The following is a 12,025-nucleotide window of genomic DNA, read 5'->3' as shown; positions in this document are numbered from 1 at the left end:
CTCGCTCCTGATCTCCTCTCGCTCCTGCTCTCCTCTTGTCCTCTTGTCCTCTTGTCCTCTCCGTCCTCTCGTCCTCTCGTCCTCTCCGTCCGGCTCAGGATTCGCCTCCGGCTCCGCCGGTCAGGCTCCGGACAGGCCTCAGTCCGCCGCGATCGCCCGCAGTACGTCCAGCCGTGCCGCCCGGCCCGCCGGGCGGAGTCCGGCCACCGCGCCCGCCAGCAGTCCGGCCAACAGGACCACGGCCAGCTGCTCGGGCGGTATCGCGAAGGATCCCGTGCCGGCGGTGTCCGAGGCCTTCACCAGCGCCCAGCCGAGGAAGGCGCCGAGCCCCAGCCCGCCGACCGTCCCGAAGGCCGCCACCAGCACCGACTCCCAGCGGACCATCCCGCGCAGCTGCGCCCTGGTCTGGCCGACCGCCCGCAGTAGCCCGAGCTCCCTGGTCCGCTCGTGCACCGCCAGCGTCAGCGTGTTGGCGATGCCCAGCAGCGCGATCAGCACCGCCAGCGCCAGCAGCGCGTAGACCACCGAGAGCATCATGTCGACCCCGGAGGCGGCGCTCCTGGCGTACTCGGCCCGGTCCTGGACCTGGGGACTGCCGAAGGGGACCAGCGCCTTGGTCACCGCCGACTTGCCGGCGCTCAGCGGGAGGCCGCCGCGCAGTCCGACCGCGACCATGGTGTCCGCGTCCTGCACCCGGTGCGGTGCCCAGGCCTGCCTGGTAATCAGGTAGTCCCCGGCCAGACCGCCGCCCTCGTACAGCGCGCGGATGGTGAACGGACCGCCGGCTCCGTCGGTGAACCCCACGGTGACGGTCTGTCCGAGCCGCCAGCCGTTCTGCTGCGCCTCGCTGCGGGAGACCGCGAGGCCGTCCGTGCCGAGCGAGCCGAGCGAGCCGTCGACCCGGCCGAGGTTGACGATCCCGGACAGCCGGGCCGGGTCGGTGACGTCCAGCGTGCGGCCGCGCCCGTCGATCCGGGCGACGCCCCGGCCGAGCCCGACCGTCTGCCGCACCTCAGGCAGGGCCGCCAGGGCGTCCGCCACCCTCGGGCTGATCCCACTGCCGCCCGCCCCGAACGAGGCGGTGGTGACGGCCAGGTCACCCGCGAAGGACTTGCCCACCGTGTCGTCCAGCGTGGCCTTGATCGAGGCACCGAAGACGGTGAACAGGGTGACCACCGCGACACCGATCATCAGCGCGCTCGCCGTGGCCGCCGTCCGGCGCGGATCGCGGGCCGCGTTGCGCCGGGCCAGTACGCCGGAGACCCCGCGCAGTCTGGGCAGCGGCGCGCCCAGCGTACGGACCGCGAGAGCCGCGGCGACCGGGCCGAGCACCACCGTGCCCGCCAGCACCGCCGACGCCCCGCCCGCCGTCAGCAGGACCGACGGACCGTCGGTCGCCCCGAGGACGGCCACCGGCACTCCCCCGGCCAGCAGCACCCCGCCGAGCACCGCCCGGACGGTGCCCGCCCTGCCCTGGGCCGCCCGGTCGACGCCCGTCTCCCGCAGGGCGGCCAGCGGGGCCGTCCGCCCGGCCCGCAGGGCGGGCAGCAGCGCCGAGCCGACCGCGACCAGCGTCCCGACCAGCAGTGGCAGCAGTACGGCGGCCGCGCTGATCACCATGCCGCCGGTCGGCAGGGCGAAGCCGAGCGTCGAGAACAGCGCCTTGAGGGCGGCCGCCGCCCCGACCCCGCCGAGCAGCCCGCCGAGCGAGGCCAGCAGCCCGACCGCCGAGGCCTCCGCGAGCGTCGCCCCCAGTACCTGGCCGCGCGCCGCGCCGAGCGCCCGCAGCAGCGCGTTCTCCCTGGTGCGCTGGGCGACCACGATGGCGAAGGTGTTGTGGATGGTGAACGTCGCCACCAGCAGCGCGATCCCTGCGAAGACCAGCAGCAGCGTGGTGAACATGCTCAGGAACCGCCCGGACAGCTGCTGGGTGCTCTCCTGGGTGGCCGCCGCACCGGTGACCGCCTGCACGCCGGAGGGCAGTTGCGGCCCGATCCGCTCGGCCAGCTCCCGCTGGGAGACCCCGCCCGCCGCGCGGACCTGGATCGAGCTGGCCTGCCCCGCGCCCTTGGGCGTGAGGTGGTACTCGGCGTCCGCGAAGGTCATCGCGGTGAAGGTGCTCGGCCCCATGCCGTCCGCACTCGCCCCGAAGGTGGCGATGCCGACGACGGTGACCGGCACCGGATCGGGGGTGCGCAGCACGGTGGTCGAGCCGAGGTGCAGTCCGCCCGTCTTCGCCGCACCCCGGTTGATCACCACCTCGCCCGGGGCGGCCGGTGCCCGGCCCTCGGCCAGCCGGTACGGGTTCAGCCGACTGTCGGTGAGCCAGTTTCCCGCCAGGGTGGGCGGCCCCTGACCGCCGATCGGTTTGCCGTCGCCGCCGACCAGTTGTCCCGCGCCCTGGACGGACGGTTCGGCGGCCGCCACCCCCGGGACGGTGCGCAGCCGGTCGGCGAGCGCGGCGTCGACCGGGGCCCGCACCCCGCCGGCCGTCCCCGGCGAGTCCAGGACGTCGGCGCTGCGGACCACCACGTCGGTGCCCGCGTTGGCATCGGCGAACAGGGCGTCGAAGTTGGCCCGCAGGGTGTCCCCGAGCACCATCGTGCCGGTCAGGAAGCTGACTCCGAGCAGGACGGAGAGCAGGGTGCCGGCCAGCCGGCGCTTGTGGGCGCGCAGCGAGCGCAGGCTGAGCCGAAGGGTCACCGACGTCATGACCGCCCCCGTTCGAAGGCCTTCATCCGGTCCAGCACCAGTGCGGCGGTCGGTCGCTCCATCCGGTCCACCAACCGACCGTCGGCGAGGAACAGCGCCTCGTCGGCGAAGCCGGCCGCCGTCGGGTCGTGGGTGACCATGACCACGGCCTGCCCCATCTCGTCCACCGCGCGGCGCAGCAGGCCGAGCACCTCGCCGCCGGTGCGGGAGTCGAGGTTGCCGGTCGGCTCGTCGGCGAAGACCACCTGGGGCCGCCCGGCCAGCGCCCGCGCCACGGCGACCCGTTGCTGCTGGCCGCCGGAGAGTTCGCTCGGGCGGTGCTGCAGCCGGTCGCCGAGGCCGACGACCTCGATCAGCGCCTCCAGCCAGGCCTGGTCGGGGGCGGCCCCGGCGAGGTCCAGCGGGAGGGTGATGTTCTCCCGGACAGTGAGCGTGGGCACCAGATTGAAGGCCTGGAACACGAAGCCGATCCGCTCCCGGCGCAGCAGGGTGAGCCGCCGGTCGCTCAGCGGGCCGAGTTCGGTGTCGCCGATCCAGGCGCTGCCGGCGGTGAGCGTGTCCAGCCCGGCCGCGCAGTGCATCAGGGTGGACTTGCCCGAGCCGGACGGCCCCATGATCGCGGTGAACCGCCCGGCCGGGAACTCCACCGTCACGTGGTCCAGCGCCCGGACCTCGGTGCCGCCGACGCCGTAGATCTTCACGGCGTCGGCGACCCGGGCGGCGGTGCCGCGTACGACGTCGAGGGTGGTCACTTGGCGCCACCGCCCCCGGGGACGTCCCTCGTCGGCTCCGTGAGCACGGCCCGCTTGGCACGGTACTCCTCGGCGTCGATGGCGCCCTCGGCGTAGCGACGGCCCAGGACGGCGAGCGGGTGCTCCGCCACGCCCGCGGCGCCGGCGCCGAACCCGGCCCCGAACCCGCAGGCACCGTGCCTCCGCCACACCGTCCGGCGCAGCAGCGCGACCACCAGGACCACCACGGCGATCCAGAACAGGGGCACCAGCAGGATCCAGGTCCCTGGACCGTGCCAATCTGCCAGCTGCGTGTACATCGCGGTTCATCTCCTCGCGGTCTGCTCCACGCCCCGGGGTCTCCCGAGGTGCCTTGAGCGTCCCGCCGAGGGCTCTCATCACGCGTCCTACCAGCAGCGGCAGTTGGGATACTCCCGGAAGAGTACGGCTGCCCCGCGACACGCCGGGCCGGGAGTAGCGCTGCGGGAGCCGCCTCCGCCCCGCCGACTGCCCGGCGAGCTCAGCCGGTTCAGCCGCACCAGCCCCGTCAGCCCAGCCAGCCCGGCCGCACCAGCCCCGACTCGTAGGCCAGCACCACCAGTTGCGCCCGGTCCCGGGCCCCGAGCTTGACCATCGCCCGGCTGACGTGCGTCTTCGCCGTCAGCGGGCTGACCACCAACCGCCGGGCGATCTCCTCGTTGGACAGCCCCATCCCGACCAGCGCCAGCACCTCGCGCTCCCGCTCGGTCAGCATCGAGACGTCCGAGAGCCCCTCCGGAGCCGCCTCGGGCCCCTTGGAACGGGCCGCGAACTCGCCGATCAGCCGCCTGGTCACGCCCGGAGAGAGCAGCGCGTCCCCGGCCACCGCGACCCGGACCGCCCGCAGCAGGTCGGCCGGCTCGGTGTCCTTGACCAGGAACCCCGCCGCGCCCGAGCGCAGCGCCTCGAAGACGTACTCGTCCAGCTCGAAGGTGGTCAGCACGACCACCCGTACGGAGGACAGCGCCGGGTCCTCGGCGATCCTCCTGGTCGCCTCCAGCCCGTCCATCCGGGGCATCCGGATGTCCATCAGCACGACGTCCGGCACCAGTTCGCGGGCGAGCCGCAGCGCCGCCTCGCCGTCGTCCGCCTCGCCGACGACGGTGAGGTCGTCCTGGAGGTCCAGCAGGGCCCGAAAGCCCGCCCGGACCAGCAGTTGGTCATCCGCCAGCAGTACCCGAATCAATCGCTCTCCGCCTTCGGTGTCGGCAGCTCCGCCCGGACCCGGAAGCCGCCGCCCGGCAGCGGCCCCGCCGTGATGGTGCCACCGAACGCGGCCGCGCGTTCCCGCATCCCGACCAGTCCGCTGCCGGACCCGCCCGCGTCACCGACCACCGTGGGCCCCGGGTCCTCGACCCGGACCACCAGCACGGCGGCGTCCCGCCAGTCCAGCACCACGACCGCCTCCCGGGCCACGGAATGGCGGATGACGTTGGTCACCGCCTCCTGGACGATCCGGAAGGCGGTGAGGTCGACGGTGGCGGACAGCGGTCGGCGCTCGCCGTCCTCCAGCACCTCGACCGCCAGGCCCACCCGGTCGGCCTGCTCGGCGAGTTCGTCCAGCCGCTCCAGCCCCGGCGCCGGTCCGCGCGGCGCCGCCCCCGGCCCGCGCAGCGTGGCGAGCACCTGGCGGACCTCGCCGAGCGCCTCCTTGCTGGTCGACTTGATGGTGACCAGCGCGGTGCGGGCCTCCTCCGGCCGCCGGTCGAGCAGCGCCACCGCGACCCCGGCCTGGATGTTGATCAGCGACAGGCTGTGCGCCAGGATGTCGTGCAACTCCCGTGCCATCTTCAGCCGTTCCTCGTTGGCCCGGCGCTGCTCCAGCTGCTGCCGGTAGGCCCGGTGGGCGGCGATCCGCTCGCGCCGGAAGCGGACCAACTCGGCGATCGCCAGCACCAGCAGCAGCCAGGCCAGCAGCCCGAGTTCCTCCTGCCGGACGAACTCCGACCGCGGCGCGTGCTGCCAGCCGTCCGGCAGGGCGAAGGTGGCCAGCAGGTGCACCAGGTACACCCCGCCGACCCCCGCCCAGGCCGCCCGGCGGTGCCCGCGGCCGATCGCCGAGCAGCAGGCGATCACCCAGCTGGCGAACACCGGCCCGTACGGGTACCCGGCGGCCAGGTACCCGGCGGTGACCACGGAGGTCCCCACCACCGCCGCGACCGGACGGCGCCCGCGCAGCACCAGAAGGGCCGGACCGATCAGCAGCAGCAGGTAGCCGAAGGCGTCCAGCGGGACGCGTTCGGCCTGGTGCCGGGCGGCGAAGCCCGACCCGACCACCTGGACCACCGCGACCACCACCGCCAGCCCCACCGGCAGGCCCGCCCGGGCCGCACGCACCCACGGCGGGCGCCACGGCTCCGGCGGCGGCACATCCGCCGACGGCGGCCGCGTCCCGGGCGGCTCCGACGAACGCTCCGGGGGCGACTCCGACGGACGCTCGGACGACGGCTCGGGTGAACGCTCCGGCGACGGCTCCGACGAACGCTCCGGGGGCGGCTCCGGGGGCTGGGACGTGGGCGGCATCATGCCCGGAAGGCTAGACCTGCGCTCCGCCCGCGCGCGTCCTCCACCAGTGGCGTTCGGGCGTACTCCCGCTGGAGTACGCCCGAACCGGAAGGCAGCACGAGAGGCTTCAGTCCTCGACGGCCGCGGTGGCCTGGTCCCCCTCCTCCGTCCGCTCGAAGGCCGCCGACGGCTCCGGCCGCGCCGGCGTCACCACCAGCTCGCCGTCGCTCACGTCCGCGAGCAGTGTGTCCCCCTCCCGCACGGTGCCGTCCAGCAGCAGGTTGGAGATCCGGTTGTCCAGCTCCGACTGGATCGTCCGGCGCAGCGGCCGGGCCCCGAACTCCGGCTGGTAGCCGCGGTTGACCAGGTACTCCTTGGCAGCCTCGGTGACGTCCAGCCGCACCTCCTGCGCCCGCAGCCGGCGCCGGCTGCGCTCCAGCAGCAGGTCGACCACGGACAGCAGGTCCTTGCGGGTGAGCGCGTGGAAGACGATCACCTCGTCGATCCGGTTGAGGAACTCCGGCCGGAACTGCCGGCGCAGGTCCCGCATCAGGTCGTCCCGGATCTCGTCGACGTTCCCGGAGTGGTCCAGGATCCGCTGCGACCCGATGTTGCTGGTCATGATCACCACGGTGTTGCGGAAATCGACCGTACGCCCCTGGGAGTCGGTCAGCCGCCCGTCGTCCAGCACCTGGAGCAGCAGGTTGAAGACGTCCGGGTGCGCCTTCTCCACCTCGTCGAACAGCAGCACGCTGTACGGCTTGCGGCGCACCGCCTCGGTCAGCTGCCCCGCCTCCTCGTACCCGACGTACCCGGGCGGGGAGCCGACCAGCCGGGAGACGGTGTGCTTCTCCTGGAACTCGCTCATGTCGAAGCGGATCATCCGGTCCGGGTCGCCGAACAGCAGCGCGGCCAGCGCCTTGGCCAGTTCGGTCTTGCCGACGCCGGTCGGCCCGAGGAAGAGGAAGGAGCCGGTCGGCCGCTCCGGGTCGCCCATCCCGGCCCGCCCGCGACGCACCGCCTGGGCGACGGCGGTGACCGCCTCGTCCTGCCCGATCACCTTCTCGTGCAGGTGCTCCTCCAGCTTGAGCAGCCGCTCCTTCTCGGTCGCGTTCAGCTCCGCGACCGGGATGCCCGTCCGGGAGGACAGCACCTGCGCGATGTCGTCGGCCGTCACGTCGACGACCTCCTCGCGGGACTCGGCGATCGCCGCCAGCTCGTCCTCGGTCCGCCGCAACTCGGCCTTCAGGTTGGCGGCCCGCACGAACTCCTCGTCCGCCACGGCCTCGTCCAACTCCCTCTTCAGCTTGGCGATCCGGTCGTGCACCGAGGTCGCCGCGGTGGAGCCGGTCAGGCTGCGCAGCCGCACCCGGGCGCCGGCCTGGTCCAGCAGGTCGATCGCCTTGTCGGGCAGGAAGCGGTCGCTGACGTACCGGTCGGAGAGCGTCGCCGCCGCGTCCAGCGCCCCGTCGCTGAACCGCACCTGGTGGTGCGCCTCGTACGCGTCGCGCAGCCCCTGGAGGATCTCGATCGTCTCCTCGACGCTCGGCTCCGGCACCAGCACCGGCTGGAAGCGGCGCTCCAGCGCGGCGTCCTTCTCCAGGTGCTTGCGGTACTCGTCCAGGGTGGTGGCACCGACCACGCTCAACTCGCCGCGCGCCAGAGCCGGTTTGAGGATGTTGCCGGCGTCCATCGAGCCCTCGCCGCCACCGCCCGCGCCGACCACCGTGTGCAGCTCGTCCAGGAAGAGGATCACGCTCTTCCCGGCCGCAGTGACCTCGTCGATCACGCTCTTCAGCCGCTCCTCGAACTCGCCCCGGTACTTCGAGCCGGCCACCAGGGCGGTCAGGTCGAGGGTGACCACCCGCTTGTCCTTGAGGCTCTGCGGCACGTCCCCGGAGACGATCCGCTGCGCCAGGCCCTCGACGATCGCGGTCTTGCCGACGCCCGGCTCACCGATCAGCACCGGGTTGTTCTTGGTCCGCCGGGAGAGGATCTCGACGGTCTGCTCGATCTCCTCGGCCCGCCCGACCACCGGGTCCAGCCGACCCGAGCGCGCCGCCTCGGTGAGGTCCTGCCCGTACTCGTCCAGCGTCGGCGTCTCGCTCGGGTGCGCCCCCGTGCTGCTGCGCTCACCGCCGGTGCCGCGCCCCTCCATCACCGACTTCAGCGCCTCCTGCGAGGGCGCCGCGTTGCGCAGCGCCGTCCCCGCGCCGGAACGTTCCTGCTCCAGCAGTGCGCCGAGGATGTGCTCCGGGCCGATGTACGAGGCCCCGACCGCCTGCGAACGGGCGTGCGCGGCGAGCAGTGCGCGCTTGGCCGAGGGGGTGAGCGCGGGCCGGCCGTCGATCGAGGACGGACTCCCCGACGGCAGCGCACTCTCCAGGTCGTCGGACAGCCGGTCGGGGTCGATGCCCGCCCGCTCCAGCATCCGCCGCGAGGGCTCCACCCGGGTGGCCGCCCAGGCCAGGTGCGCGGTGTCGAGGTCGCTGCTCCCGTCCTCGGCCGCGCGCCGCGCGGCGAGCCCCAGCAGCTCCTGCGAGGACTCACTGAGCAACCGTCCGATCGGCACCCGCTGCACGGCGGGCGGGGAGGCCAGCGGACTCATCCCGAAGAACCGGCTGAGCAGGTCGGAGAACGGGTCGTTCGATCCGAACGGGGGCATGGTCACGGCACTTCACCTCTCCCAAGCGGCTTGCAGCCACACAAACACAGGGCGCGAGTGCCCGCCTCCCGAGCGCACCCGACCCGCGGGCGTCCTGCCGACGGCCCGTTCCGGGGGCCTCCGTTCCGGCCGAGCCCGTCCCACGTGCACCCGTCGCAAGCGTCTCACCCCGCCCAGAGCGCGCCCGCCCCGTGAGCGCCTCACCCGATGACGTGGGCCAGCAGCACGCCGCCGCCGTACGTCACCGCCATCGCCGACAACCCGCCAGCGACGTTGCGCGCCACCGCCCGCCCCGGCCCGGCCCCGCCGGGCGCTGGTCCAGCCCGAGAGCGTCAGCGCGAGCACCACCGCGACCACCGTCACCCCAGCCGCCACGACTCCGGCGGCAGCATCACCGCCAGCAGCGGCAAAAGCGCCCCCCGCGTGAACGCGGCCGCGCTGGCCAGCGCGGCCTCCCAGGGATCGGTCAACGCCTTCGGGTCGATGCCCAGTTCGGTCTGCGCGTGGTCCGCCAGCGGTACGGCTCATCCGATCGGCGCGGCATGGGGGTCAAGGCGAACGGCGGCGAGGCGACCGAGACCGCCCGGGCCGAGGCCGCCGCCGAGCGGGCCTACCAGGCCGGACTGAGCGGCGCCCGGTACCAGGCGCTGATCGCCGTACTGGCCGGCCTGGTCGTACAGGCCTCCTTCCTCGCCGTGATCGGCCTCGGCGGCGTGCTCGCCGCGACCGGCAGCCTCGACCTGGCCGCGCTGGTCGCCTTCCTGCTCTACCTGTTCAACCTCGGCGGACCGATCGTCTCGCTGGTCGGCGGCTTCTCCTCGCTCCAGCAGGGCCTGGGCGCTCTCGCCCGGATCGAGGAGCTGAACCGGATGGAGGCCGAGGACCACGTCGACGCCGCCCCGGCCCACCCGACCGGCCACGCACCCGACGTCACCGTCGCCGACGTGACCTTCGCGTACCCGGGCCGCGCCCCCGCGCTCGACGGCGTCGCCTTCACCGCCCCGGCCGGCCGGATCACCGCGCTGGTCGGCTCCTCCGGTTCCGGCAAGACCACCCTGTTCTCCCTGCTCCAGCGCTTCTACGACCCGGACGGCGGCAGCATCCGGCTGGACGGCACCGATGTCGGCACGCTGCCCCGGGCCGATCTGCGCCGCCGCATCGCCTACGTCGAACAGGACTGCCCGATGCCGGCCGGCACCCTGCGCGAGAACCTGCTCTACGCCGCCCCCGACGCCACCGAGCAGGAGATCGCCGACGTGCTGCGCCGCACGCTGCTCACCGACTTCGTGGCCGGACTCCCGGACGGCCTGGACACCGAGATCGGCGCCCGCGGCCTGGCCCTGTCCGGCGGCGAGCGGCAGCGGCTGGCCATCGCCCGCGCGCTGCTGCGCCGCCCGCAGGTGCTGCTACTGGACGAGGTGACGGCCCATCTGGACGGGCGCAGCGAACCGGCACTGCGTTCCACCGTCGAACTGGCCGCGCGGGACTGCACGGTGCTCCTGATCGCGCACCGGCTCTCCACCGTCGCCTCGGCCGACCGGCTCGTCCTGTTCGACCGCGGCCGCGTCCTGGACCAGGGCACCCACGAGGAGCTGCTCGACCGCAGCGACTTCTACCGCGAGCTGGCGGGCAGCCGGCTGGCGCCCGCCGCCGGGTGAGAACTCCGCCGGGCAGGTGCGAGGATCGGCCTGGCCCTCGAACTCCCGCCCTCGTTACCAGAGTTCCGACCCCACCGAAGGAAGAACAGATGACCGACCGGCCGACGCCCGCCCCCTTCACCACCGAGGACACCCTGTTCGGCGCGATCACCGTCAGCCTTGAGGGCCAGGACCGGTTGACGGTGTCCGGCGAGCGGATCCCCACCGTCGTCCTGACCCGCGACCCGGGGGCGCTTCGTCGCATCCTCAGCCGGCGGCCTTGTCGTACTCAGCGGCCTGGTCCGGCGTCAACGCCTTGGCGACGCGCACGAGTACCGTGCCGTGGACGTAGTCGTACTCGGCGAAGATCGGCTGCGCTTTGCCGATGGCCTCGATGTAGGCGGCGCGGGCCTTCGCGTCCTCGGCGGTGGCGAAGACTTCGACGGTTGCGCCACGGTCGGCGCCTGACGCGTTGGTGTCTTCGATGCGGCTGTCGGTGATGACGGTTGCGCTCGTGTACTGGTGCGGCCGGCCGAGCAACTTGTTTGGGTCGTCGGCGGCGGTGATGTTCGTGGTGGTGGTGGCGGTGTGGACCGCCTTCTTGATCTTCGCGGCGACGGCTGCGGCGTCCTGAGCGGCGGCGGGCGGGGCTGCCTTCGGGCTGGCGGTTCCGCCCGTCTGGGCTGCGGCCGTGAGGCTCGGGGCTGGGGCGGCTGGCCTGTCCGTGGTGGTGCTGGAGCAGGCGGCGGTGGCGGCGAGCAGGCCAACGGTGAGGAGGGTGAGGGCGGTGCGGCGCATGGTCCCCCCTGGGACGTGGTGCGGGTGGTGAGGGGGACCGTATCTGCGCAGGCGTACCGTTTGGGGGCGGTTTGGCCGAGCTGTGACCAAAACGGGTCAGGCCGCGGCCAGCTCGCCGTCGAGGTGAGCCTTCGCGGCGTCCATGGAGGCCTGCCAGGTCTGCGCGTAGCAGCCCGCGGCCCGGGCTTCCTCCCAGATGTGGTGGGCGCGCAGGGCCAGGGCCGCAGCGACCTACGCGTCCCGGGCTGCGTCTACGTCGCCGCCGGCTTCCCGGGTCGCGGTCATCGCCCGATCGGCCTCAACCGCGGCGGCGTGGAGAGGCAGCAGGTCATCAGGCAGCGGCAGAGGCTTGGGCATGTGGCAATCGTACGACCAGCCTCGGACAAGGCAGGTCAGACGGTGCGGCTCAGCCGGTGGGGGCCGAGGTAGTAGGAGAGTGCGGCATGCGACGGGCCGTCCGCGACCTCGCCGCTCGTCAGCAGCTTGACCACCTCGGCCTCGGTCAGCCACTCCACCCGGGTCGCCTCGGAGATGTCTTCCGGCTCGCCCACCTGGGTGCTGCCTGTGACGTGGTACGAGCGGAAATGCGCGTCGCTGATCCCGGCCATTGCGTCGTACTCGGTCAGCAGTTCGACGCGGCCCGGTCGCCAGCCGGTCTCTTCCTCGACCTCGCGGGCGATCGCTGCTGCGGGGTCCTCGCCCGGCTCGGCCCAGCCGGCTGGTACCTCCCAGCCCCATCGGCCGGTGATGAACCGGTGCCGGTAGAGGAGGAGAAATTCGCCGACCTCATTGGTGACGACGGCGGTGGTCGACGCCTTGGGGTAGCGGACGACGTGGTGGTCGATCCAACCGACGCCGGGTACCTCGACCTCGTCGAGCCACACCTCGACCCACGGGCTGCCGTAGACCTGCCGACGTCCGAACGTCTGCCACTCCAT

General features: G+C 73.5%; 9 protein-coding genes and 1 pseudogene. 1 reads left to right on the top strand and 9 read right to left on the bottom strand.

The features are described 5' to 3' along the window. Nucleotides 1-138: 138 nt before the first annotated feature. The 7 genes and pseudogenes from ACH4J0_RS04285 to ACH4J0_RS04255 all read right to left on the bottom strand — a co-directional run. Nucleotides 139-2,712 carry an ABC transporter permease gene (locus tag ACH4J0_RS04285; protein ID WP_396236150.1) on the bottom strand — a complete coding sequence of 858 codons (2,574 nt, stop codon included), beginning with the start codon at nt 2,710-2,712 and terminating at the stop codon, nt 139-141. Next, nucleotides 2,709-3,464: an ABC transporter ATP-binding protein gene (locus ACH4J0_RS04280; RefSeq protein ID WP_396236149.1), complete on the bottom strand. Its 756-nt coding sequence runs from the start codon at nt 3,462-3,464 to the stop codon at nt 2,709-2,711. Before ACH4J0_RS04280 ends, ACH4J0_RS04285 begins: the two co-directional genes overlap by 4 nt. Continuing rightward, nucleotides 3,461-3,763 (bottom strand): SHOCT domain-containing protein, encoded by a 303-nt coding sequence (locus ACH4J0_RS04275; protein WP_396236148.1) that lies wholly within the window; start codon nt 3,761-3,763, stop codon nt 3,461-3,463. Before ACH4J0_RS04275 ends, ACH4J0_RS04280 begins: the two co-directional genes overlap by 4 nt. 227 nt (nt 3,764-3,990) lie before the next feature. Further along, nucleotides 3,991-4,668, bottom strand: coding sequence for a response regulator (locus ACH4J0_RS04270; protein ID WP_396236147.1), 678 nt, complete (start codon nt 4,666-4,668; stop codon nt 3,991-3,993). After that, nucleotides 4,665-5,819, bottom strand: coding sequence for a sensor histidine kinase (locus tag ACH4J0_RS04265; protein WP_396236146.1), 1,155 nt, complete (start codon nt 5,817-5,819; stop codon nt 4,665-4,667). Before ACH4J0_RS04265 ends, ACH4J0_RS04270 begins: the two co-directional genes overlap by 4 nt. A gap of 295 nt (nt 5,820-6,114) precedes the next feature. Beyond that, on the bottom strand, nt 6,115-8,652 hold the full coding sequence (locus tag ACH4J0_RS04260) for an ATP-dependent Clp protease ATP-binding subunit (protein WP_396236520.1): 2,538 nt from the start codon (nt 8,650-8,652) through the stop codon (nt 6,115-6,117). 200 nt (nt 8,653-8,852) lie between these two features. Further along, nucleotides 8,853-9,167: pseudogene (locus ACH4J0_RS04255) on the bottom strand (VIT1/CCC1 transporter family protein); the annotation flags it as partial. A 27-nt stretch (nt 9,168-9,194) separates the two neighbouring features. Between ACH4J0_RS04255 and ACH4J0_RS04250 the strand changes: the two are divergent. Continuing rightward, entirely contained in the window at nt 9,195-10,310 is a 1,116-nt protein-coding gene (locus ACH4J0_RS04250; RefSeq protein WP_396236145.1) for an ABC transporter ATP-binding protein, read from the top strand. Between the two features lie 246 nt (nt 10,311-10,556). Here the strand turns inward: ACH4J0_RS04250 and ACH4J0_RS04245 are convergent, their stop codons facing one another. Both ACH4J0_RS04245 and ACH4J0_RS04240 read right to left on the bottom strand, forming a co-directional pair. Beyond that, nucleotides 10,557-11,087, bottom strand: a complete 531-nt coding sequence (locus tag ACH4J0_RS04245) for a hypothetical protein (RefSeq protein ID WP_396236144.1) — start codon at nt 11,085-11,087, stop codon at nt 10,557-10,559. Nucleotides 11,088-11,479: 392 nt separating this feature from the next. Beyond that, entirely contained in the window at nt 11,480-12,025 is a 546-nt protein-coding gene (locus ACH4J0_RS04240; protein ID WP_396236143.1) for an NUDIX hydrolase, read from the bottom strand.

The sequence above is a fragment of the Kitasatospora sp. NPDC017646 genome (genome assembly GCF_044329365.1).
GTDB lineage: Bacteria > Actinomycetota > Actinomycetes > Streptomycetales > Streptomycetaceae > Kitasatospora.
This window is presented reverse-complemented; position numbering and strand designations above follow the sequence as displayed.